Genomic DNA, 22120 nt, shown 5'->3' with positions numbered 1-22120 from the left:
ACTGGGCTGAAAGCGTATCACCTCGTTAATCGAATTATCTACAAACGAGCTGATTTCTCCAAGGACGCGCGAGCCCCAAAGAACCTTCTGGAGCAGCTATGCGAGTCGTCGTTTTGGGCAGTGGCGTCGTCGGGGTGACGAGCGCTTATTATCTTGCACGCGCCGGTCATGAAGTCACGGTGATCGACCGCGAAGCCGGTCCGGCGCTCGAAACGAGCTTCGCCAACGCTGGCCAGATCTCGCCGGGCTACGCGTCGCCGTGGGCCGCGCCGGGCGTGCCGATGAAGGCTGTCAAGTGGATGTTCCAGAAGCACGCGCCGCTTGCCATCCGCCTCGACGGCACGCAATTCCAGTTGCAATGGATGTGGCAGATGCTGCAGAACTGCACGTCGTCGCGCTATGCGGTCAACAAGGGCCGTATGGTGCGCCTTGCCGAATACAGCCGCGACTGCCTGCAGGCCCTGCGCGCCGACACCGGCATCCAGTACGAAGGCCGTACCGGCGGCACGCTGCAGGTGTTCCGCACGCAGCAGCAATTCGACGGCGCCGCGAAAGACATCGCCGTGCTGAAAGACGCTAATGTGCCGTTCGAACTGCTGTCGCCGGACGAACTCGCGCGTGCCGAGCCAGCACTCGCTGCAACTGCCCACAAGCTGACGGGCGGCCTGCGTCTGCCGGGCGACGAAACCGGCGATTGCCAGATGTTCACCACGCGCCTCGCGGCGCTGGCTGAAGAACTGGGCGTGACATTCCGCTACAACACGCCGATCGACGCGCTCGCCATGGCGGGCGGCCGGATCGCCGGCGTGCAATGCGGTAGTGAACTGGTACGCGCCGACGCGTTCGTAGTGGCGCTCGGTTCGTATTCGACGAAGTTCCTCGCGGACATCGTCAAGATTCCGGTGTATCCGCTGAAGGGCTATTCGATCACCGCGCCAATCGTCAATGCCGCGGCCGCGCCGGTGTCGACCGTGCTCGATGAAACCTACAAGATTGCGATTACGCGTTTCGACGACCGGATTCGCGTCGGCGGCATGGCGGAGATTGTTGGCTTCGACAAGTCGCTGCGTCAGGCGCGTCGCGAGACGCTCGAGATGTGCGTGAACGACCTGTTCCCGGGCGGTGGCGACACGGCCAAGGCTAGCTTCTGGACCGGCCTGCGTCCGATGACCCCGGACGGCACGCCGATTGTCGGCCGCACGCCGGTGTCGAACCTGTTCCTGAATACCGGCCATGGCACGCTCGGCTGGACCATGTCGTGCGGCTCGGGCCAACTGCTGGCGGACCTGATGTCGGGCAAGCAGCCTGCCATTCAGGCGGACGACCTGTCGGTGCATCGCTACCTCGGCGAAACGGGTGGTGCAACGCGTCCGGCTTACGCCTGAGCGATTTGGCAAGTTACCAACCGGAACGACAGTAACGCTGTCCGCCCCTCTCAAAACAAACGGCGCCTGCAAGCTTCCAGGCGCCGTTTGTTTTTCGCGTGATCTCATCGATCACGCAGTCTCGCACTCAATTCACGCGCAACGTCAAAACTGATCCTCCGACAGCGCCAGCACACCCTCATCCCCCTTCGCGCTGACAATCGCCACTTCAAGCGCGACCGCCTGCGGCAGCACATGCTCCGCGTAGAACTGCGCGGTCGCGATTTTCGCCCCATAGAACGACGGATCTTCGGTACGCTTCTCCGCAGCCACCAGCAACGCACGCGCCATCTGCCAGCCGCCGAGCACGATGCCCGCCAGTTTCAGATACGGCACGCTGCCGGCAAACACCGCATTCGGATCGCGCTTCGTGTTGGCGACAACAAACTCCACCGCCGCCGTCAACGCACGATGTCCCTGCGCGAGCTGACGCCGCATCGACTCGAAAGCCGCGCCTTGCTGCGAGCCGAGTGCTTCGACCGTTTGCGCAATACCGTCCAGCAGCGACTTCGCCACCGCGCCACCGTCACGCAACGTCTTGCGTCCAATGAGGTCATTCGCCTGGATCGCGGTGGTGCCTTCGTAAATCGGCAGAATCCGCGCGTCGCGATAGTACTGGGCCGCGCCGGTCTCTTCGATAAACCCCATGCCGCCATGCACCTGCACGCCGAGACTGGTCACGTCGATCGACAACTCCGTGCTCCAGCCCTTTACGATCGGCACGAGGAACTCGTAGATCGCCTGGTGCTCGTTGCGCTTCGCTTCGTCCGGGTGACGGTGCGCGATATCGCAATGCGCGGCGGCGACGTAAGCGAGTGCGCGCGAGCCTTCGGTCAACGCACGCATCGTCGCGAGCATGCGGCGCACGTCGGGGTGATGAATGATCGAAACCGACTGCCTGGCCGAGCCATCGACCGGCCGGCTTTGCACGCGGTCTTTGGCGTACGCGACCGCCTTCTGATACGCACGGTCCGATACGCCCACACCCTGCATGCCCACTGCAAAGCGCGCGGCGTTCATCATGATGAACATGTACTCGAGACCGCGATTCTCTTCGCCGATCAGATGACCGATCGCGCCACCGTGATCGCCGAACTGCAGCACGGCCGTCGGGCTCGCCTTGATACCGAGCTTGTGCTCGATCGACACGCAATGCACGTCGTTGCGCTCGCCGAGCGAGCCGTCGTCATTGACGAGGAACTTCGGCACGATAAAGAGCGAAATACCCTTCACGCCTTCCGGCGCACCCGGCGTGCGGGCCAGCACGAGATGGGCGATGTTCTTCGCCATGTCGTGCTCGCCCCAAGTGATGAAAATCTTGGTGCCGAACAGTTTGAACGAGCCGTCGCCCTGCGGTTCGGCACGCGTGCGCACCAGCGCGAGATCCGAGCCGGCCTGCGGCTCGGTGAGGTTCATCGTGCCGGTCCATTCGCCGGAGATCAGCCTAGGCACATAGGTCTGTTTCTGGGCCTCCGTGCCGGCAGTCAACAGCGCTTCGATCGCGCCGTCGGTGAGCAGCGGACATAGCGCGAAGGAGAGATTGGACGCGTTGAGCATTTCGACGCACGGCGTTGCGATCAGCTTTGGCAACCCTTGACCTTCGTAGTCCAAAGGATGTTGCACACCCTGCCAGCCTCCCTCGGCGAATTGCCGGAACGCCTCGGCAAAACCCGGCGTTGCCGTGACCTTGCCGTCCTTCCAGCTACTGGGGTTGCGATCGCCTTCGACGTTCAACGGCGCCAGCACTTCGCCGCACAGCCTGGCCGATTCTTCGAGCACGGCCTGCGCGGTGTCGAGGTTGGCATCTTCGAAACCGGGCAACTTCGCAATGTCTTCGAGTGCGGCCAGTTCTTTCATCACGAACAACATGTCCTTGACGGGCGCCGTATAGCTCATTTCAGTTCTCCTCCTGCCTGCGATATAAAAAGGGACGCTGGACTTATCGGTCCCTGCGTCCCTTCGTTTGCTGCCAGACGCCTTTTTTATGGCGCTGTTATGGTCAGCCGAGTTCGCTCACCAGTTCCGGCACTACCGTGAACAGATCGCCCACCAGACCGTAATCGGCGACGCTGAAAATCGGCGCTTCCGGATCCTTGTTGATCGCCACGATGACCTTCGAGTCCTTCATGCCGGCCAGATGCTGGATCGCACCCGAGATGCCCACCGCGACGTACAGTTGCGGCGCGACGATCTTGCCCGTCTGGCCCACCTGATAGTCGTTCGGCACAAAGCCGGCGTCCACTGCGGCACGCGAGGCACCTAGTGCCGCGTTCAGCTTGTCCGCCAGCGGCTCGAGCACCTTCGTATAGTTCTCGCCACTGCCCAGACCCCGGCCACCGGAAACGATGATCGACGCCGACGTCAGCTCTGGACGGTCCAGCTTCGTGACTTCACGGCTCACGAACTGCGACAGGCCGCTGTCGGCTGCGGCTTCGATCTTCTCGACCGCTGCGCTGCCACCTTCTGCTGCCACCGGGTCGAAGCCGGTGGAACGCACCGTGATGACCTTGACCGGATCGCTCGACTGCACCGTTGCGATCGCATTACCTGCGTAGATCGGGCGCTCGAACGTGTCGGCGGAATCCACGGCGGTGATATCGCTGATCTGTGCGACGTCGAGCTTCGCTGCGATACGCGGGGCGATGTTCTTGCCGTACGCGGTAGCGGGCGCGAGGATATGCGAGTAGTCCTTCGCGATGTTCAGCACCGTCGCTTCGACGTTTTCCGCGAGGCCTGCTTCGAGTTGCGGCGCATCGGCCAGCAACACCTTGGCGACACCTGCGACCTTGGCTGCAGCGTCCGCCGCGCCCTGCGCGTTGTGACCTGCGATCAGCACGTGCACATCGCCGCCAATCTTGGCTGCCGCTGCCACCGTGTTCAGCGTCGCAGCCTTCAGCGATGCGTTGTCGTGTTCCGCAATTACCAGAATCGTCATTTCGTCCGTCTCCTCACAGCACCTTGGCTTCGGTCTTGAGCTTCTCGACCAGCGTCTTCACATCGGCGATCTTCACGCCAGCGGAGCGCTTGGGCGGCTCGACGACTTTCAGCGTCTTCAGGCGCGGAGTCACGTCAACACCGAGGTCTTCCGGCTTGAGCGTCTCCAGCGGCTTCTTCTTCGCCTTCATGATGTTCGGCAGCGTGACGTAACGCGGCTCGTTCAGGCGCAGATCCGTGGTGACCACAGCCGGCAGCGTCAGCGACAGCGTTTCCGCGCCGCCGTCCACCTCGCGCGATACCGTTGCCTTGCCATCAGCCACGACAACCTTCGACGCAAATGTCGCCTGCGGCAACCCTGCCAGGGCAGCCAGCATCTGGCCGGTCTGGTTCGAATCGTCGTCGATGGCCTGCTTGCCGAGAATGATCAGCGATGGCTGTTCCTTGTCGACCAGCGCCTTGAGCAGCTTGGCGACAGCCAGCGGCTGCAGTTCTTCCGACGACTCGATCAGGATCGCGCGATCCGCGCCGATCGCGAGCGCCGTGCGCAACGTTTCCTGCGCCTGCGTCACGCCCGCCGACACGGCGATCACTTCGGTCGCCACGCCCGCTTCCCGCAGACGCACCGCCTCTTCCACGGCGATCTCGTCGAACGGATTCATCGACATCTTTACATTCGCAATGTCGACGCCCGTGCCGTCCGATTTCACCCGGACTTTCACGTTGTAGTCGACCACTCTCTTCACTGGCACCAGGATTTTCATGCACACGCTCCAAAGTTACGAATACGTCAACCCAACGGACATTATAACGACTGGCTCTCGGCGACAGCCGTGCCGCAGGCTGGTTTACATCGAGGATAGCGCTCCTCAGCGGCGTGACAGCAATAACGAACGATCGTTCTATTTTAATCCCGAAAAAACCCGGGTGACAACCCCGGGTTCCGATTCGCGACTCTAATTCATCGTTTGCCGTCGATAGAACTCATGCGGTATCTGACGGTGGGCCTTACCAGGAGGCGATCACCGCGCCGCCGTACTTCGTGTCGATGTACTGCTTCACTTCCGGCGAGTGATACGCCGCGACCAGCTTCGCGACCCAAGGCTTGTTCCGGTCAGCCTCTCGAATTGCGATGACATTCACGTACGGCCCCTTGGGATCCTCGATCGCAATCGCGTCCTGTTTCGGCTTCAGCCCCGCTTGCATCGCGTAGTTGGTGTTGATCGCCGCCGCATCCACGTCGCCGAGCGAGCGCGGGATCTGCGCAGCGTCGAGTTCGACGATCTTCAGCTTCCTGGGATTGTCGACGATATCCAGCGGCGTGGCCTTCAGGCCGGCATCAGTCCGCAGCTTCAGCAGTCCTTGCTTTTGCAACAGCAGCAGCGCGCGGCCACCGTTGGTCGGATCGTTCGGCACGGCGATCTTCGCGCCCGGCTGCAACTCGGCGAGCGACTTGATCTTCTTCGAGTAGATGCCCATCGGGAAGGTCACCGTATCGGCAATGCGGATCAGTTTGTAGCCGCGATCCTTCACTTGCGCTTCGAGGTAGGGGTCGTGCTGATAACTGTTGGCGTCGAGATCGCCACTGGCGAGCGCGGCGTTCGGCTGCACGTAGTCCGCGAATTCGACGATCTTGATGTTCAGACCGTTCTTCGCGGCGACGTTCTTCACCACGTCCATCAACTCCGCGTGCGGACCGCCCGTGACGCCGACCTTGATCGTGTCGTCAGCGTAAGCCGCAGTGTTGGCGGCGAATAATGTTGCCGCGCCGAGAGCGGCCGCGACCTTCAGAATAAAACGACGTTGCATGACTGACCTTCTCCAATCCCTTCAAACGGGTTTCGCCAACCCTTGTTTTATTTATGGCTCAGACGCCGCACGAGCCAATCCCCGAAAGACTGCACCAACTGGACAAACACGATCAGGATCAGCACCACCGTCCACATCACGTCCGGCTCGTAACGCTGATAGCCATAACGGATGCCCAGATCGCCGAGGCCGCCGCCGCCGATTGCGCCGGCCATCGCCGAGTAGCCCACCAGCGACACGAACGTAATCGTCAGACCGGCGACCACGCCAGGCCACGATTCCGGCAACAGCACCTTGAAGACGATCTGACTGGTGGTAGCACCCATCGCCTGAGCGGCTTCGATCAGACCGCGGTCTACTTCACGCAGCGCCGTTTCCACCAGACGCGCGATGAACGGCGCCGCGGCGATCGTCAACGGCACGACGGCCGCAGCGGTACCAATCGACGAACCGACCACGATGCGCGTAAACGGAATCACAGCGACCAGCAGGATGATGAAGGGCGTCGAACGCACCGCATTGATGACGACACCCATCGAGCGATTCAGCGCGACGTTCTGCAACACGCCCTGACGGTCCGTCAGATACAGCAGCACGCCGAGCGGCAAGCCCACCGCAGCGCCCACCAGTCCGGAGATGCCCACCATGATGAGCGTCTCCCAGAACGACTGGACGAACATATCCAGCATTTCACTCAACATAGGACATTTCCTCCACCACCACGCCTTGCTCGCGCAGATACGTCAGCGCCTGCGCTACCTTCTCCGGTTCGCCACCGGCGAGCACCGCGAGCGAGCCGAATGCCTGCCCCTGGATCTCGTCGATCTGGCCGTGCAGGATGTTGAAATCGAGCTCGTAGCGACGAATCGTTTCAGAAAGGATCGGTTGATCGACACCCGTGCCCGTGAAAGCGAGCCGCAGCAGATGGCCGCGGCCGGTCTTCAGGCGCTCGGCAACGCGCGCCTTCAGCGCAGGCGGCAGCTCCTGGGCGATCACGTCGCCGATCAGCGCGCGTGTCACTTCGTGATGCGGCTGCAGGAAGACATCGATGACCTTGCCGTGTTCGACGACCTTGCCCGCATCGAGCACCGCGACGCGGTCGCAAACCTGCTTGATCACATCCATCTGATGGGTGATCAGCACGATAGTCAGGCCGAGCTCGCGATTGATGCGCTCGAGCAGTTCGAGAATCGAGCGGGTGGTTTCCGGATCGAGCGCCGAGGTGGCCTCGTCGGACAGCAACACCTTCGGCTTGCTGGCAAGCGCCCGGGCAATCCCCACACGCTGTTTCTGGCCGCCGCTGATCTGCGCCGGATAACGGTCTTTCTGCGCGGTGAGGCCAACCAGTTCCAGCAGCGGCAGCACGTTCGCGTCGATCTCGTCGCGCTTCATGCCGGCGAGCTCGAGCGGCAACGCGACGTTCTCGTACACGGTGCGCGATGAGAGCAGGTTGAAATGCTGGAAGATCATGCCGATCTCGCGACGCGCCTCGCGCAGTTGCGCGGCGGAGAGCGTCGTGAGATCGCGGCCGTTGACGACGATATTGCCTTCGGAGGGGCGCGTCAGCAGGTTGATGGTGCGAACCAGCGTGCTCTTGCCCGCGCCGCTGCGGCCGATGATGCCGAACACCTCGCCCGCCGGAATCGACAGGTTGACCTTGTGCAACGCCTCAACCCAGCCCCGGGGCCCAGCGAAGCGCTGGGAAATATTACGTATTTCGATCATGAAAAAACGAAACGGCGGAACTGCCCGCGAGCGTAGATGCGCTCCCGGCAAGCGGCCGCCGTGACTTTTATTTGGGATTTGAGCCGCGATTCTACCGCAGCGTCGACATTCCCTTTAATAATCAATTCCGATCTTTTCATAACTGGGAGGAATTAGAGGCGAGTCCCGCGCGCGGTGCTCGCGCGTGTCACGAGCGTGCGGCTATGATCGGGCGCATCAGAACCACAATGAATAAACACGGCGGATATGGAGACTACTCAGGACAACAATGCTCGGCCGTCGCCTGCGGGTGCGGCAGGAGCAGCGGGAGATGCAGGCGGTGCGACCGGTGTGGACGCCGTGAAACGAGGCGGTGCGGCCGCGTTGTCGACTGTCACGACCCGCGACGGAACCGAGTTGCCGCTGTACCGTTGGCCCGCCGTCGGCGGCCGGCGGGCGACGGTCGCACTGGTTCACGGGCTAGCGGAACATGCAGGACGCTACGCGGCGCTCGCCGGGCGACTGAACGCCGCCGGCATCGAACTGCTCGCCATCGACCTGCGCGGCCATGGCAGCGCGCCCGGCAAGCGGGCCCGCATCGAGCGCTTCGACGACTATCTGCTCGACGCCGAGGCCTTGCTCAGCGTCGCCGCGCACGACAATGCCCCGTTGTTTCTGATGGGCCACAGCATGGGCGGGGCAATTGCCGCGCTATATGCCATCGAGCGTCTGCCGGGCAGTGGTCATAAGTTGGCGGGTCTCATCCTGTCGAGCCCCGCACTCGCCCCAGGGCGCGACGTACCGCGCTGGATGCTGACCATGAGTCAGATCATCAGCCGCGTCTGGCCAGGCTTTCCGGCCATGAAGATAGACGCGGCGCTGCTCTCGCGCGACCCCGCAGTGGTCGAGGCGAATCGCAACGATCCATTGGTGCACCACGGTTCGATTCCCGCGCGCACCGGCGCGGAGATTCTGCTGGCAATGCAGCGTATCGAGCGCGGCCGTGCGGGTTTGCGTGTGCCATTGCTGGTGTACCACGGCACCGCTGACAAACTCACGGAACCCGAAGGTAGCCGCGTTTTCGGCAAGCATGCCGGTTCGCCCGATAAAACGCTCACGCTGCACGAAGCGAGCTATCACGAAACGATGAACGACCTCGACCGCGAGCGGGTGATCGGTGAACTGATTGGATGGATTGAGGCGCATTGCAGTTGAGCCTCGTATAACCGATGCGCAGTGAGGGATGCCTGTGCGCGGCGCCAGCACGCCGGGAGCTCTCAAACTCAGCGGTGCCAGTCCGGGGCCCGCTTGTCGATGAAGGCCTGGACGCCTTCGAGCGCGGACTCGTCCATCATGTTGCAAGCCATCGTCTGGCCAGCGAGCTGATACGCTGCCTCGACGCCCATCTCGAGTTGGCGGTAAAAGAGGCCCTTGCCGGCGCGTACCGCCTCGACGGGCTTCGCGCAAATGCTCGACGCCAGCGCGGCGACTGCCGCATCGAGTTCGTCCGCTGCTGCAACGCGGTTGATGAGGCCTTGCTGACGGGCCTCGTGCGCATCGATGAAGTCGCCGGTCAGCAACATTTCGAGCGCCGCCTTCCGCGACAGATTACGTGACAACGGCACCGCAGGCGTCGCGCAAAACAGCCCCAGATTGACCCCGGATACCGCAAAGCGCGCCGTGTCGGCCGCAACAGCCAGATCGCACATCGCGACCAGCTGGCAACCGGCGGCGGTCGCAATCCCATGTACACGTGCAATCACCGGTTGCGGCAAGCGCTGGATCGCCAACATCAGCTTCGTGCAGCGGCTGAACAGCGCCTGATAGTAGGCAAGCGATGGCTTCGAACGCATCTCTTTCAGATCGTGTCCCGCGCAAAAGGCGCGACCCGCGCCTTCGATCACCACAACGCGCGCATCCGTTTGCGCGATGGACGCGAGCGCGTCCTGCAACGCGTCGAGCAAGGCCTCGGACAACGCGTTAAACGCCTCGGGCCGGTTCATCGTCAAACGCACGACACCGAGGACGCCATAGGCATCATGCGTAACCTCGACGAGTGCTGCGCCGTTTGCCGCCTCAGGAGTTTTGGCGACGCAGGATTCTGCAGCGCCTGCTCCTCCCCTGCCGGCTCCCGAAGCGCTTGTGCCAGCCATGCCAGAGGTTTGATTGTCCGAATTCATCATCCACCCTCGCTTTGGTTCGCCCAGTTCACCCGGCGCTCCGACCTCGCGAAGAAGTCCGCGAACACCGCTCAGAGGCGCATCGACGCAATCAGATCTCCGCCAGCGCCTTCAAGTGCGCGACCACGCTGCGCCCAAGCGCCGACAGGTTATACCCACCCTCCAGACAGCTCACGATCCGCCCATTCGCATGTCGGTTGGCGATCTCGCGAACCTGCTCGGTCAGCCACACGTAGTCGGCCTCGACGAGGCCCATATTGCCGAGATCGTCCTCGCGATGCGCGTCGAAACCCGCCGACACGAACACCATCTCCGGCTTGAACGCATGCAGGCGCGGCAGCCACAGCATGTCCACCGCCTCGCGCACTTCCATGCCCTTCGAGCGCGCCGGCATCGGCACGTTGACCATGTTGGGCGCCTGATTGTCGGCCCCGGTGTATGGATAAAACGGATGCTGGAAGAAGCTGCACATCAGCACCCGCGAGTCGCCGGAAAAAGCGGCCTCGGTGCCGTTGCCGTGGTGGACGTCGAAATCGATAATCGCCACCCGCTGCAGACCATGCACTTCCAACGCATGACGCGCCGCGATCGCAACGTTGTTGAAGAAGCAGAAGCCCATCGCACGGGCCGGCTCGGCGTGGTGACCCGGTGGGCGCACGCTGCAGAAGGCGTTGTCGTAGCGTCCCTCAATGACGGCATCGGTCGCGGCCACCGCGGCACCCGCGGCACGCAGCGCGGCTTGCCAGGTGTGCGGATTCATCGACGTGTCCGGGTCGATCTCCGCGTAACCTGCGTCTGGTGAACGGCTCCGCACATAGTCGACGTGCGCCTGGGTATGTACGCGCAGGAGCGCGGCTTCATCGGCAAGCGGCGGCGACTCGCGTTCGATCAGCGCGTCGATCCGGCTTGCGATCAGTTGATCTTCGATTGCCTGCAGGCGCGCTGGACATTCCGGATGCCATGCGCCCATCTCGTGCAGCAGGCAGTCTGCGTGGGAATAGAAGGCTGTTGCCATGATTCTCTTCTGCGACGCGTCGCGCGAACGCGAACCGCGTGTCTCCGTCCAAAGGCGCGCACGTGCGGCGCGCCCAACACCATCAAGTTACCACACCCTCTGCACGCTTCGGACTGTAGCAACGGTTCTGCACAGTTCTGCAATGGGCCTCGGGTATACTGCCCCGTAATCTTCTGCCGCCCTCCGACCCCTTCGCACTGCGCTCCCAGTTCACTATGACCGTTAAGCTTGCTCTGTCCGCACGAAACCGGCTATGCATCCAGAACATGGCCGCTGCGCTATACGTTGCATGGTGCGCGTTCGCGGCAGCCAGTCCGGCCGAGGCACAGACCAGCGTCGCCAGACCTCCGTTGCTGGTCGCGCAAAGTCAGCCCCAGCAGGCGGTACCGCAAGGGCAGACCTTTGAAGAAGAGATCATTCCGCAGCGCTACGCAAACAATCCGGATGTCGACGGCTTTATCAACGACATGGTGGCGCGCTATGACTTCGATCCCACCGCGTTGCACGCGCTGTTTGCCGGCGTCAGCTACTCGGCGACCGCAGTCAAGCTCGTCACGCCGGCGCCGTCGACCGCGCCGTCCGTGAAGAACTGGCGCTCCTATCAGGCGCGCTTCCTCGATCCGATCCGCATCAACGCGGGTGTGCGCTTCTGGCGTAACAACCAGGCCACACTGCAGCGTGCCTATGAGCAATTCGGCGTGCCGCCGGAAGTGATTGTCGGCATTCTCGGCGTGGAAACCATCTACGGGCGCTTCATGGGCAACTTCCGCGTGCTCGACGCGCTGACGACCCTCGCTTTCGATTACCCGAACACCCCGAACCGCGCCGATCGCGAGCAGACCTTCCGCAAGAATCTCGAGGACTATCTGGTCTGGACCCGCGACTCGCAAATCGATCCGACCTCGGTGCTCGGCTCGTACACCGGGGCCATCGGTATTCCGCAATTTCTGCCGAGCAGCATCGTGCAGTATGCGATCTCGTATGACGGCAACAAGCAGATCGATTTGCGCAACAGTCAGGCTGACGCAATCGGCAGTGTGGCAAATTATCTGAAACAGAACGGCTGGGAAAACGGTCGACCGGTGGTGTGGAACATCGGCTCGGATGCCGGCAGCCAGGGTATCGCGCAAGCTGGCGCGGATGGTCAACCCGAACCGCACTGGCCGCTCGAGCAATTGCTGCACGCCGGCATGCTGCTCGATCAGCCGGGCCTCGATATGAACGCCGAGGCCGCCACGCCGGTGACGATCATCGACTTGCCCACGCCCGGGATGCCTACCGAATACAAGCTGGGGTTGAAGAATTTCTACGTGCTGACGCGCTATAACCGTAGCTTCTTCTATGCGCTGTCGGTGTATCAGCTCGGCGAGAGAATCAAGGCCCAACTGGAGGCGTCCGGCGATCTGGACAACCACGGCGCACCTGGGTCCACGCCGCCGGGGTTGGTGCCACAGGGTGCGGTGCCGCCTGGTTCGATGGCGCCAGGGGCGCTGCCGCAGGGTGCGATGCCGCCAAACTCCGTCACTCGGAATTCAATGCCGCCGTCTTCGATGCCAGCGGGTTCGTTGCCGCCCTCTTCCGCGCCCGCGACGATGGCCGTGCCTCCTTCGGCCAGCCCGATGCCTCCGCCGATGGGTATGCCTGCGCCTGCGCCGGACTCGTCAGACTCGCAATAAGCGCGCGCAACCGGCTTACCGTGTTCGAAGCACGGCCTGAACAAAAAAGCGCCGGTCATAGCCGGCGCTTTTTTGTTTGGCGAATGACCCATCAAGCGCATCCGCCGCGTTTACTCAAGCTCCATCACGCCGGGAACACGCCCGTCGAAAGATACCGATCGCCGCGATCGCATACCACGAACACAATGGTCGCGTTCTCGACCTGCCGCGCAATGCGCAACGCCACCTCGCAAGCACCCGCCGAGGAAATACCGCAAAAAATCCCTTCCACTGCCGCCATCTTGCGCGCCATCGCTTCCGACGCCGCCTGACTCACGTTCTCGACGCGATCCACACGGCTGCGGTCGAAAATCTTCGGCAGATACGCTTCCGGCCATTTGCGGATACCCGGAATGCGCGAACCCTCTTCCGGCTGCGCACCAATAATCTCGATGGCCTGATTCTGTTCTTTCAGATACTGCGACACGCCCATGATCGTGCCGGTAGTGCCCATGGCCGAAACGAAGTGCGTGATACGCCCTTCGGTTTCCTGCCAGATTTCCGGACCGGTCGATTCGTAGTGAGCGATCGGATTATCCGGATTCGCAAACTGGTCGAGGATGATGCCCTTGCCTTCGCGCTGCATCTGCTCGGCGAGATCGCGTGCGTATTCCATGCCACCCGTCACCGGCGTAAGCACGATCTGCGCGCCGTACGCAGCCATGCTCTGACGACGCTCGACGGACAGGTCTTCCGGCATGATCAGCACCATCTTGTAGCCACGAACAGCAGCCGCCATCGCCAGCGCGATACCGGTGTTGCCGCTAGTGGCTTCGATCAGCGTGTCGCCCGGCTTGATGCGCCCGCGCGCTTCGGCCTTCTTGATCATCGACAATGCCGGGCGGTCCTTCACCGAGCCCGCCGGATTGTTACCCTCGAGCTTGCCGAGGATCACGTTGTTGCGGCTGCGGATCTCATCGTCAGGCAAGCGGACAAGCTGGACGAGCGGCGTATTGCCGATCGTGTCTTCAATCGTTTTGTAAGCCATATGGGGTGCTGTCGCTGCGCGGAGTATTGAATCCAACGATTCTAAACCACCGTGCGTCGCCCTGCCGTGCGGCCCTTGTAACGGCATGGATGCATCGTCGCAAAGGTATGCCGATATAACGTATAGGTATAAACGGCGTGCAACGCAAAAAGCCCGCGGCCGAGTACCGCGGGAGCCAGTCATCTGAGTGACAGCTGAAGGAGTGTTGTATGCCGACTTCACTCCAACCTGAAGGAACGCTAAACGATACGGCGGCGCGCGCATAACCACGCGCCGCCGCATGCGTCTATTTCTTCACCACCACTGCCGCGCTACCCTTTTGCGCACCCGTTGCCGTAGCCGGCTGAGACACTGCGGTCGCAGCGGTCGCGGCGTTGCCCTGCGCAGGCGCCGCAGCCTGTACCCCAGCAGCAGCACCAGCCGGACCGACAGCGAGACCTTCCGCCTGCAGGCGCTCGACGGTATGCCCGCCCATGCCTTTGACACGCTTGCTGAGATCCGTGGGATCCTTGAACGGACCGTGCGCGTCGCGCTCTTCGAGAATGGCTTTCGCCTTGGCGGGGCCAATGCCCTTGATGCCACGCAGCCCAGCCTCGTTGGCCGTATTGATGTCGACCGACGCGTAGGCGTGGCCGAATGCGGCGAGCATTGCCGCCGTAACCATGATTTTTCGCAACATATGGAATCTCCCTCTTACAACCTGACCGGTGACGATCACCGTCCAGGAGATTCCAAGTTTAGAGAGGTCTGCGAATGATTTATAGCTGGCCGAATAGCCAACGTACGTAACGATCGACGCCTTCCTGCACGCTCAGGAACGGCTCATCGTAACCAGCTGCGCGCAGCTTCGTGAGATCGGCCTGCGTGAAGCACTGGTACTTGCCGCGCAGCGCATCGGGAAACGGAATGTACTCGATCAAGCCGCGCTGCACCTGCTCGGCAAGCGAGAGCGGCGGCTCGTTGTTGAGCGCGCGCAACGTGTTGACGACGGTCGTCGCAATGTCGTTGAACGGCTGTGCACGGCCGCTGCCGAGATTGAAGATGCCCGACCTCTCCGGGTGATCGAAGAAGTGCAGATTGACCTTCGTCACGTCTTCCACCGAAACGAAATCGCGCGTCTGCTCGCCGGCAGCATAGCCGTTGTATTCGCCGAACAGCTTGACCTTGCCCTCGGCGCGGAACTGGTTGAAGTTGTGGAACGCAACCGACGCCATCCGCGCCTTGTGCGTTTCGCGCTGGCCGTAGACGTTGAAGTAACGAAAGCCGGCAATCTGGCTTTTCGCGGTGGGCAGCACGCGGCGAATCACCTGATCGAACAGGAACTTCGAATAGCCGTAGACGTTGAGCGGTTGCTCCACTTCGCGCTCTTCCACGAAGCGGCTCGAGCCGCCATACGTCGCCGCGGACGATGCGTACAGAAACTGCACGCCCTGCGCGAGGCACGCGTCGAGTACCGCGCGGCTGTAGCGGAAGTTGTTGTCCATCATGTAGCGGCCGTCGGTTTCCATCGTGTCCGAACAGGCGCCTTCGTGGAAGATCGCGCGGACCTTGCCGAAATCGCCGCGCGCAAAGCGTTCGACGAATTCGGTCTTGTCGAGATAGTCGTCGATCTCGCAATCGACCAGGTTCTTGAACTTGTCGGCGCGCGTGAGATTGTCGACGGCGATGATGCGTTGTTCGCCGCGCTCGTTGAGCGCTTTTACGATATTGCTGCCGATAAAGCCGGCCGCGCCGGTGACGATAAGGGTCATGGTCGTCCTGCGGAATTGAGCTTTACATAGGGTTGGAGCGAGCGCTGAAGCGCCAACTCCAACCGACAGTTTCAATGACACCCGGCGCTCGCGCCGCAAGCGGGCGCGAGGCGGCGTGCGGTATTAGAGAAAGAGTTCGTCGTAGTCGACGGTAGCGGTGCCCAGCTTGCCGACCACGATGCCGGCCGCGCGGTTCGCAAGCGCAACAGCGTCGACGAGCGACAGGCCCGCGCCGAGCATCACGGCCAGCGTGGCGATCACGGTGTCGCCCGCACCCGAGACATCATACACTTCACGCGCAACGGCCGAGGCGTGCAGAATGCCGTCGTCGGAGAAGAGCGTCATGCCCTCTTCCGAGCGCGTCAGCAGCAGCGCCTTGAACTCGAGCTCCGCGCGCAGCTTCGTCACGCGCGCGATCAGATCGTCTTCGGATTTCCATTGCCCGACCACCTCGCGCAACTCGGCGCGATTCGGCGTGATCAGCGTGGCGCCGCGATAGCGTTCCCAATCGTCACCCTTCGGGTCGACGAGCACTGGCTTGCCGGCCGCGTGCGCCTTCGCAATCATCTTCGTGACGTGTGTCAGGCCGCCCTTGGCGTAGTCCGACATCAGGATCACGTCATGGGAGGACAGCAGTTCGTCAAAGCGCGCCAGGCTCGCGAGCAGTACTTCATGCGCGGGCGTATTCTCGAAGTCGACCCGCAGCAACTGCTGCTGGCGTGACAGGACACGCAGCTTGATGGTGGTCAGCAGAGCAGGATCGCGTTCCAGATGCGGTACCACGCCGCTGTCACCGAGCAACTGGATGATTCGCTCACCCGGCTCGTCATGACCGACCACGCACAACAATCCCGCCTGCGCGCCGAGGGCGACGGCGTTGCGCGCCACGTTGGCCGCGCCGCCGAGGCGATCTTCCTGCTTCTGCACATGCACGACAGGCACCGGTGCCTCAGGTGAAATACGGTTGACGTCGCCAAACCAGTAACGGTCGAGCATGACGTCGCCGACCACCAGCACACGTGCACCGCCGAGCCTCTCGCGCGGTACCGAGATGGGTGCAGAAGTGGACACGGTGGTTTCGTTGACGGACTCAGACATCGGCTGGGAGTTCGGAGGGTTGGGCATAAGGACGTCCAATCGAGTGGTAATCGATGCCCAGTTCGGTCATCGCTTCCGGTTCGTAAAGGTTACGGCCGTCGAAAATGAGCGGCGTCTTCAGCACCGATTTCAGGTGCAGGAAGTCGGGGCTCTTGAACTCCTTCCATTCGGTGACGATCACCAGCGCGTCCGCGCCTGTGAGCGTTTCGTCCTGCGTGCTCGCGAAATGCAGACGGGCCAGTTGCTCGGGCGCGTCGTGCAGGTCGATCGCGAACACCCGGCGCGCTTCGTTGAGCGCAACAGGATCGTACGCGCGCACCTTGGCGCCGCGAGCCAGAAGTTCGGCGATGATGCGCCGGCTCGGCGCTTCACGCATATCGTCGGTGTTCGGCTTGAACGCGAGACCCCACACGGCAAACGTGCGGCCGCTCAGGTCTTCGCCGAGCGTGCTGGTGATCTTGCGCACGAGCACTTCTTTCTGCTCGTTGTTCACTGCTTCGACGGCTTCGAGAATGCGCAGATTGTGGCCGCTTTCACTGGCAGTACGCACCAGCGCCTGCACGTCCTTCGGGAAGCATGAGCCGCCGTAACCGCATCCGGCATACAGGAAGTGATAGCCGATGCGCGGGTCCGAACCGATGCCGCGACGGACCGCTTCGATATCGGCGCCAACGCGGTCAGCGAGGTTCGCCATCTCGTTCATGAACGAAATGCGCGTGGCAAGCATCGCATTAGCGGCGTACTTCGTGAATTCCGCCGAGCGCACATCCATGTAGAGCGTGCGTTCGTGATTGCGGTTGAACGGCGCATACAGGCGCTTCATGAGTTCGCGGGCACGTTGGCCGGCTTCGTCTTCGTCGTGGCCTAGCACGATACGGTCGGGGCGCATGAAGTCATCGACTGCAGCCCCCTCCTTGAGGAATTCCGGATTCGAGACCACCGAGAAGCGATGCTGGTCGCTGCCGGCCAAACCGCGCTTCGCCAGTTCCTCCTGCACGACCGCGCGCACGCGTTGCGCGGTGCCGACCGGGACCGTCGACTTGTCGACAATCACCTTGAAGCCGTTCATGGTGCGGCCGATATTGCGCGCCGCTTCAAGGACGTACTGCAGGTCAGCCGAGCCGTCTTCATCGGGCGGCGTGCCGACCGCGATGAACTGCACTTCACCGTGCGCCACGCTCGCTTCGACGTCCGTCGAAAACGTGATGCGCCGTGCAGCCCGCGTACGGGCGATGATTTCCTGCAGGCCCGGTTCGTGGATGGGGACGCCACCGTTGTTGAGGATTTCGATCTTGCGCGGATCGACATCCAGGCAGAAAACGTCGTGACCGATTTCGGCAAGACACGCGCCAGTGACAAGCCCGACATAGCCCGTGCCGATGATGGTGATTTTCATACGCGTTCCGGTTATGGGTTCCGGTTATGTTACCGGTGATGGTTTCCGGGTCAGCTCGACGCCGTGATCGGTTCGACCCGGCGCGGCGCATAGGTTTCCCACCCGCTGCAACCCGGACACTGCCAGTAGAAAAGGCGTGCCCGGAAACCGCAATTCTGGCACGTATACCGTGGCAGATTTTTGGTGCGCTGCCTGATCAGCGTGCGCATCAGTTCGAGTTCGCTGCGCCGCGGTTCTTCCGCCGTGGCCTGCTGCGCTTCGAGCAGGCGCGTCATGCCCGCCAGATTGGGCGACTTCTGCATCTGCGAGCGCGCGAGCGTGTGCGCCGCGTCCTGCCCGCGCAGGGCCGCGACGTACTGGTAGGCGACATCGAGCAGATCGTTCGTGGGATAGCGGTCGACCCACGTCGTCAGCAGATCCGCCCCGTCCTCCGGACGTCCGAGCGCCTCGTAGGCCTTCATCAGCTTCTCCGCGACGAGCGGCAGATATGAAGAATTCTGCTCCTCGACCTTGCGCCACTGCGCGATCGCCGCTTCCTGCGCGCCGCCTGCCATATCCACGTCGCCAAACAGAATGGTGGCGCGCACGCTGTGCGGGTTCGCCTTCAACGCCAGATGCAACTGGCGGCGGGACTCTGCGGGATTCTTTTGCTGCAACGCTTCCTGCGCCAGCTCGCAGTGGAATTGGCCGATTTCCTTGTCCAGCGATTCGGCGCCCATCGTTTCGAGGTGGCGCGCGGTGTCGATCGACTTGTTCCAGTCCTTCTCGATTTCGTAGATGGTGAGCAGCGCACGCTGCGCACCCAGCGCGTAATCGCCGGTCTCGAGCGAGCGGAACGTCTCTTCCGCCCGGTCGAGCAGACCCGCCTTCAGAAAATCCTGGCCCAACTCGTAGAGCGCGTGATCGCGCTCGGTGACGGGCAGGTCGGCGCGGCTCAGCAGATTTTGATGCACGCGAATCGCGCGATCAGTCTCGCCGCGACGACGGAACAGGTTACCAAGCGCGAAATGCAGTTCGATGGTTTCTGGATCGAGCTTGACGACCTCGATGAACGCATCGATGGCCTGGTCCGGCTGTTCGTTAAGGAGAAAATTGAGGCCACGGAAGTATGAACGCGGCAGGTTGGCGCTCTCGGACAACAGCGTCTTGAGGTCGTAACGCGCGGCCATCCAGCCGAACGCGAAAGCGACAGGTATGACGAGCAGCCACCAGAAGTCTAGATCCATGCGATTGGTCGGGAGTACAGAAACAAAAGCCGCGCGCCACGGGCGCACGGCATGGGAAAGCCTAGATCAGCGGCGGCAGCGGCGGCGTTTCGACCACCACAGGCGCCTCGCGTGCCACGCGCAACTCGCGCTTGAGACGGCCGTTCTCGAGCCGCAACCGGACCAGCGCCGGTACCGCCGACACGAGCCCCGCCAGAAGGCCGACCACAAAGAACGCGAGGCCGATCAGGATCAGCGGAGCGGACCACGCGTAACCGGCCAGGAAATTCAGCGTAGCGGTTTGCGTGTTGGAGAGTGCGAGCACCAGCAGGAGCACGAACACCAGAACGCGGATCAGCCAGACGATAAATTTCATGAATAAGGTCTCTTGACGGCAGTTGCGGGTCGAACGCCGGCTTGATGACGCGCGTCGCGCCACGGTCTTGCCCGCGCCGAAGTGACCCGTATTGTAATTGAAGGCCCTGCGAGTGGGCAGTAACAAGCAGTTTGCACGCGCTTACTTGTGGTTTACCTCTTGAATCGAAGGGACGAAGCGTGCCCTGCACTGGCCCCGTACCGCACGCGGACCTTGCGCAACCCGGGCGCAGACAAAAAAAAAGCGCCCGAAGGCGCTTTTTTTGGTCTTTTTCCGTCTGGCGTTGGCCGCTGACGCTATTAGCACTACGCGCCGCTTACCGCGCGCAGCCGCTTACAGATCGTCGTCCGGCTCTTCGTCCTTCAATGGCTCGCCCGCGCGGCGGTCTACCCGCTCGCGCAGTTCCTTGCCAGGCTTGAAATGCGGCACGAACTTCTCAGGTACCAGCACCTTTTCGCCCGATTTCGGATTGCGCCCCACACGGGAGGGACGGCGGTTGAGGCCGAAGCTGCCGAAGCCGCGAATTTCAATGCGATGGCCGTTGGCAAGCGCCTCCGACATCGCATCAAGCATCGTCTTCACCGCGAAATCCGCATCTTTAAGTACAAGCTGCGGAAATCGCGTAGCCAGCTGGGCGACCAATTCCGATTTGGTCATACTGCAGCAGACCTCTCAAGAAAACTCAAGGCTTACTGGTTCTGGCCGTCGAGCTTGGCCTTCAACAGCGCGCCGAGGTTCGTCGTGCCGGTTGCAGCCGCGCTCGAATCCGACGAAGCCAGGCCGCGGATCGCTTCCTGTTGCTCAGCCGAGTCCTTGGCCTTGATCGACAGGTTGATACCACGCGACTTGCGATCGATGTTGATGATCATCGCATTGACCTTGTCGCCTTCCTTCAGCACGTTGCGAGCATCTTCCACGCGGTCCTGGGCGATTTCCGAAGCACGCAGGTAGCCTTCGACTTCCGCCGACAGCTGGACCACTGCACCCTTCGCATCTACCGTCTTGACCACGCCGTCGACGATCGAACCCTTGTCGTTCATTGCAACGAAGTTGCTGAACGGGTCGCCTTCGAGTTGCTTGATACCCAGCGAAATACGTTCCTTCTCGACGTCGATGCCGAGAACGATCGCTTCCACTTCGTCGCCCTTCTTGTACTTGCGAACTGCTTCTTCGCCCGTTTCGCTCCACGACAGGTCCGACAGGTGAACCAGACCGTCGATGCCGCCAGGCAGACCGATGAAGACGCCGAAGTCGGTGATCGACTTGATTGCGCCTTGCAGCTTGTCGCCCTTCTTGAAGTTGCGGCTGAAGTCATCCCACGGATTCGGCTTGCATTGCTTCATGCCGAGGCTGATACGGCGGCGGTCTTCGTCGATTTCCAGAACCATGACTTCGACTTCGTCGCCCAGCTGAACAACCTTCGACGGTGCAACGTTCTTGTTCGTCCAGTCCATTTCCGACACGTGGACGAGGCCTTCGATGCCCGATTCCACTTCGACGAATGCGCCGTAGTCGGTGATGTTGGTGACCTTACCGAACAGGCGCGTGCCCGACGGGTAACGGCGGGAAATGCCTTCCCACGGGTCGTCGCCGAGTTGCTTGATGCCCAGCGAAACGCGGTTCTTTTCCTGATCGAACTTGAGGATCTTCGCGGTGACTTCCTGGCCAACCGACAGCACTTCGCTCGGGTGACGCACACGACGCCATGCGATGTCGGTGATGTGCAGCAGGCCGTCGATACCGCCGAGGTCCACGAATGCGCCGTAGTCCGTGATGTTCTTCACTACGCCTTCCACAATCGCGCCTTCCTTCAGCGTTTCGAGCAGCTTTGCGCGCTCTTCGCCCTGGGTGGCTTCGATCACAGCACGGCGCGACAGCACGACGTTGTTACGCTTGCGGTCGAGCTTGATGACGCGGAATTCCAGCGTCTTGCCTTCGTACGGGGTCGTGTCCTTGACCGGACGCGTATCAACCAGCGAACCCGGCAGGAACGCGCGGATGCCGTTGACCATGACGGTCATGCCGCCCTTGACCTTGCCCGTGATCGTGCCGGTCACGAGTTCGTTGTTGTCGAGGGCCTTTTCCAGCGACAGCCACGAAGCCAGACGCTTCGCCTTGTCGCGCGACAGGATGGTGTCGCCATAGCCGTTTTCCAGCGCGTCGATCGCGACGGAAACGAAGTCGCCCGCCTGCACTTCTACCTCGCCCGCGTCGTTCAGGAACTCTTCGAGCGGGATGTAGGCTTCGGACTTGAGACCAGCGTTGACGACCACGAAGTTGTGGTCAACGCGCACGACTTCGGCGGAGATCACTTCGCCAGCGCGCATGTCTTGCTTGGTCAGCGACTCTTCGAACAGAGCCGCAAAAGATTCGGTATTCGGGGTAGAGGTTTGCAGGTCGGACATAAAAATCGAAATTTGCATGGTTTTCGCGGTGCCCGGCTGACCGGATGGTCAAGCAATGACGGCTAGAGTGCGAATGCCACGCGGGGTTAAGGGGTTAAAACACGCTCCACGCCCATGCGC

General features: G+C 62.0%; 19 protein-coding genes and 1 pseudogene. 3 read left to right on the top strand and 17 right to left on the bottom strand.

The genetic code is table 11. The features are described from left to right. Nucleotides 1-98: 98 nt before the first annotated feature. Nucleotides 99-1385 (top strand): D-amino acid dehydrogenase, encoded by a 1287-nt coding sequence (locus tag BUS06_RS07700; RefSeq protein ID WP_074263740.1) that lies wholly within the window; start codon nucleotides 99-101, stop codon nucleotides 1383-1385. A 144-nt stretch (nucleotides 1386-1529) separates the two neighbouring features. On the opposite strand, the gene BUS06_RS07695 is transcribed toward BUS06_RS07700, so the two are convergent. The 6 genes from BUS06_RS07695 to BUS06_RS07670 all read right to left on the bottom strand — a co-directional run bounded on the left by BUS06_RS07695 (nucleotide 1530) and on the right by BUS06_RS07670 (nucleotide 7892). Further along, nucleotides 1530-3320 (bottom strand): acyl-CoA dehydrogenase, encoded by a 1791-nt coding sequence (locus tag BUS06_RS07695; RefSeq protein ID WP_074263739.1) that lies wholly within the window; start codon nucleotides 3318-3320, stop codon nucleotides 1530-1532. Nucleotides 3321-3423: 103 nt separating this feature from the next. Beyond that, nucleotides 3424-4359 carry an electron transfer flavoprotein subunit alpha/FixB family protein gene (locus tag BUS06_RS07690; RefSeq protein ID WP_074263738.1) on the bottom strand — a complete coding sequence of 312 codons (936 nt, stop codon included), beginning with the start codon at nucleotides 4357-4359 and terminating at the stop codon, nucleotides 3424-3426. A 13-nt stretch (nucleotides 4360-4372) separates the two neighbouring features. Further along, on the bottom strand, nucleotides 4373-5122 hold the full coding sequence (locus BUS06_RS07685) for an electron transfer flavoprotein subunit beta/FixA family protein (RefSeq protein WP_074263737.1): 750 nt from the start codon (nucleotides 5120-5122) through the stop codon (nucleotides 4373-4375). Between the two features lie 244 nt (nucleotides 5123-5366). Then, nucleotides 5367-6167 carry a MetQ/NlpA family ABC transporter substrate-binding protein gene (locus BUS06_RS07680; protein ID WP_074263736.1) on the bottom strand — a complete coding sequence of 267 codons (801 nt, stop codon included), beginning with the start codon at nucleotides 6165-6167 and terminating at the stop codon, nucleotides 5367-5369. Nucleotides 6168-6214: 47 nt separating this feature from the next. Beyond that, nucleotides 6215-6868, bottom strand: a complete 654-nt coding sequence (locus BUS06_RS07675; protein WP_074263735.1) for a methionine ABC transporter permease — start codon at nucleotides 6866-6868, stop codon at nucleotides 6215-6217. Beyond that, nucleotides 6858-7892 (bottom strand): methionine ABC transporter ATP-binding protein, encoded by a 1035-nt coding sequence (locus BUS06_RS07670; RefSeq protein WP_074265957.1) that lies wholly within the window; start codon nucleotides 7890-7892, stop codon nucleotides 6858-6860. The genes BUS06_RS07675 and BUS06_RS07670 overlap by 11 nt, the downstream gene beginning before the upstream one ends. A gap of 246 nt (nucleotides 7893-8138) precedes the next feature. Here BUS06_RS07670 and BUS06_RS07665 point away from each other — a divergent pair, with 246 nt between their 5' ends. Beyond that, nucleotides 8139-9086 (top strand): alpha/beta hydrolase, encoded by a 948-nt coding sequence (locus tag BUS06_RS07665; RefSeq protein WP_074263734.1) that lies wholly within the window; start codon nucleotides 8139-8141, stop codon nucleotides 9084-9086. Between the two features lie 68 nt (nucleotides 9087-9154). Here BUS06_RS07665 and BUS06_RS07660 read toward each other — a convergent pair whose 3' ends face one another. Both BUS06_RS07660 and BUS06_RS07655 read right to left on the bottom strand, forming a co-directional pair. Continuing rightward, nucleotides 9155-10054: an enoyl-CoA hydratase gene (locus tag BUS06_RS07660; protein WP_254368776.1), complete on the bottom strand. Its 900-nt coding sequence runs from the start codon at nucleotides 10052-10054 to the stop codon at nucleotides 9155-9157. A gap of 88 nt (nucleotides 10055-10142) precedes the next feature. Then, nucleotides 10143-11066 (bottom strand): histone deacetylase family protein, encoded by a 924-nt coding sequence (locus tag BUS06_RS07655; protein WP_074263733.1) that lies wholly within the window; start codon nucleotides 11064-11066, stop codon nucleotides 10143-10145. Nucleotides 11067-11281: 215 nt separating this feature from the next. Between BUS06_RS07655 and mltB the strand changes: the two are divergent. After that, a pseudogene (mltB, locus tag BUS06_RS07650) lies at nucleotides 11282-12505 on the top strand (lytic murein transglycosylase B); the annotation flags it as partial. Nucleotides 12506-12866: 361 nt separating this feature from the next. On the opposite strand, the gene cysM reads toward mltB, so the two are convergent. The 9 genes from cysM to rpsA form a co-directional block, all read right to left on the bottom strand. Beyond that, nucleotides 12867-13769, bottom strand: coding sequence for a cysteine synthase CysM (gene cysM, locus BUS06_RS07645; RefSeq protein ID WP_074263732.1), 903 nt, complete (start codon nucleotides 13767-13769; stop codon nucleotides 12867-12869). Between the two features lie 286 nt (nucleotides 13770-14055). Then, nucleotides 14056-14448 (bottom strand): ComEA family DNA-binding protein, encoded by a 393-nt coding sequence (locus BUS06_RS07640; protein WP_074263731.1) that lies wholly within the window; start codon nucleotides 14446-14448, stop codon nucleotides 14056-14058. Between the two features lie 79 nt (nucleotides 14449-14527). Beyond that, nucleotides 14528-15520 carry an ADP-glyceromanno-heptose 6-epimerase gene (gene rfaD / locus BUS06_RS07635; RefSeq protein ID WP_074263730.1) on the bottom strand — a complete coding sequence of 331 codons (993 nt, stop codon included), beginning with the start codon at nucleotides 15518-15520 and terminating at the stop codon, nucleotides 14528-14530. A gap of 123 nt (nucleotides 15521-15643) precedes the next feature. Then, a complete protein-coding gene (gene rfaE1, locus BUS06_RS07630) occupies nucleotides 15644-16645 on the bottom strand; it encodes a D-glycero-beta-D-manno-heptose-7-phosphate kinase (protein ID WP_074263729.1) in 1002 nt (333 codons plus the stop codon). Next, nucleotides 16611-18014, bottom strand: coding sequence for a UDP-glucose dehydrogenase family protein (locus BUS06_RS07625; RefSeq protein ID WP_074263728.1), 1404 nt, complete (start codon nucleotides 18012-18014; stop codon nucleotides 16611-16613). Before BUS06_RS07625 ends, rfaE1 begins: the two co-directional genes overlap by 35 nt. A 50-nt stretch (nucleotides 18015-18064) precedes the next feature. Continuing rightward, nucleotides 18065-19240: a lipopolysaccharide assembly protein LapB gene (lapB, locus tag BUS06_RS07620; protein WP_074263727.1), complete on the bottom strand. Its 1176-nt coding sequence runs from the start codon at nucleotides 19238-19240 to the stop codon at nucleotides 18065-18067. Nucleotides 19241-19301: 61 nt separating this feature from the next. Beyond that, complete coding sequence (locus tag BUS06_RS07615; RefSeq protein WP_074263726.1) at nucleotides 19302-19595, bottom strand: lipopolysaccharide assembly protein LapA domain-containing protein; 294 nt, start codon at nucleotides 19593-19595, stop codon at nucleotides 19302-19304. A 333-nt stretch (nucleotides 19596-19928) separates the two neighbouring features. After that, nucleotides 19929-20252 carry an integration host factor subunit beta gene (locus tag BUS06_RS07610; protein WP_074263725.1) on the bottom strand — a complete coding sequence of 108 codons (324 nt, stop codon included), beginning with the start codon at nucleotides 20250-20252 and terminating at the stop codon, nucleotides 19929-19931. Nucleotides 20253-20284: 32 nt separating this feature from the next. Beyond that, complete coding sequence (gene rpsA, locus BUS06_RS07605) at nucleotides 20285-22018, bottom strand: 30S ribosomal protein S1 (RefSeq protein ID WP_020068971.1); 1734 nt, start codon at nucleotides 22016-22018, stop codon at nucleotides 20285-20287. Nucleotides 22019-22120 lie beyond the last annotated feature (102 nt).

The organism is Paraburkholderia phenazinium (assembly GCF_900141745.1).
Classification (GTDB): Bacteria; Pseudomonadota; Gammaproteobacteria; order Burkholderiales; family Burkholderiaceae; genus Paraburkholderia; species Paraburkholderia phenazinium_B.
Note: the sequence above shows the minus strand (reverse complement) of the source record. Positions and strands in the feature narration are given on the sequence as shown.

Excerpts from the sequence above, each read along its gene's own strand:
- BUS06_RS07700 (WP_074263740.1), top strand. The coding sequence starts at position 99 with ATGCGAGTCGTCGTTTTGGGCAGTGGCGTCGTCGGGGTGACGAGCGCT.
- BUS06_RS07695 (WP_074263739.1), bottom strand. The coding sequence starts at position 3,320 with ATGAGCTATACGGCGCCCGTCAAGGACATGTTGTTCGTGATGAAAGAA.
- BUS06_RS07690 (WP_074263738.1), bottom strand. The coding sequence starts at position 4,359 with ATGACGATTCTGGTAATTGCGGAACACGACAACGCATCGCTGAAGGCT.
- BUS06_RS07685 (WP_074263737.1), bottom strand. The coding sequence starts at position 5,122 with ATGAAAATCCTGGTGCCAGTGAAGAGAGTGGTCGACTACAACGTGAAA.
- BUS06_RS07680 (WP_074263736.1), bottom strand. The coding sequence starts at position 6,167 with ATGCAACGTCGTTTTATTCTGAAGGTCGCGGCCGCTCTCGGCGCGGCA.
- BUS06_RS07675 (WP_074263735.1), bottom strand. The coding sequence starts at position 6,868 with ATGTTGAGTGAAATGCTGGATATGTTCGTCCAGTCGTTCTGGGAGACG.
- BUS06_RS07670 (WP_074265957.1), bottom strand. The coding sequence starts at position 7,892 with ATGATCGAAATACGTAATATTTCCCAGCGCTTCGCTGGGCCCCGGGGC.
- BUS06_RS07665 (WP_074263734.1), top strand. The coding sequence starts at position 8,139 with ATGGAGACTACTCAGGACAACAATGCTCGGCCGTCGCCTGCGGGTGCG.
- BUS06_RS07660 (WP_254368776.1), bottom strand. The coding sequence starts at position 10,054 with ATGATGAATTCGGACAATCAAACCTCTGGCATGGCTGGCACAAGCGCT.
- BUS06_RS07655 (WP_074263733.1), bottom strand. The coding sequence starts at position 11,066 with ATGGCAACAGCCTTCTATTCCCACGCAGACTGCCTGCTGCACGAGATG.
- cysM (WP_074263732.1), bottom strand. The coding sequence starts at position 13,769 with ATGGCTTACAAAACGATTGAAGACACGATCGGCAATACGCCGCTCGTC.
- BUS06_RS07640 (WP_074263731.1), bottom strand. The coding sequence starts at position 14,448 with ATGTTGCGAAAAATCATGGTTACGGCGGCAATGCTCGCCGCATTCGGC.
- rfaD (WP_074263730.1), bottom strand. The coding sequence starts at position 15,520 with ATGACCCTTATCGTCACCGGCGCGGCCGGCTTTATCGGCAGCAATATC.
- rfaE1 (WP_074263729.1), bottom strand. The coding sequence starts at position 16,645 with ATGCCCAACCCTCCGAACTCCCAGCCGATGTCTGAGTCCGTCAACGAA.
- BUS06_RS07625 (WP_074263728.1), bottom strand. The coding sequence starts at position 18,014 with ATGAAAATCACCATCATCGGCACGGGCTATGTCGGGCTTGTCACTGGC.
- lapB (WP_074263727.1), bottom strand. The coding sequence starts at position 19,240 with ATGGATCTAGACTTCTGGTGGCTGCTCGTCATACCTGTCGCTTTCGCG.
- BUS06_RS07615 (WP_074263726.1), bottom strand. The coding sequence starts at position 19,595 with ATGAAATTTATCGTCTGGCTGATCCGCGTTCTGGTGTTCGTGCTCCTG.
- BUS06_RS07610 (WP_074263725.1), bottom strand. The coding sequence starts at position 20,252 with ATGACCAAATCGGAATTGGTCGCCCAGCTGGCTACGCGATTTCCGCAG.
- rpsA (WP_020068971.1), bottom strand. The coding sequence starts at position 22,018 with ATGCAAATTTCGATTTTTATGTCCGACCTGCAAACCTCTACCCCGAAT.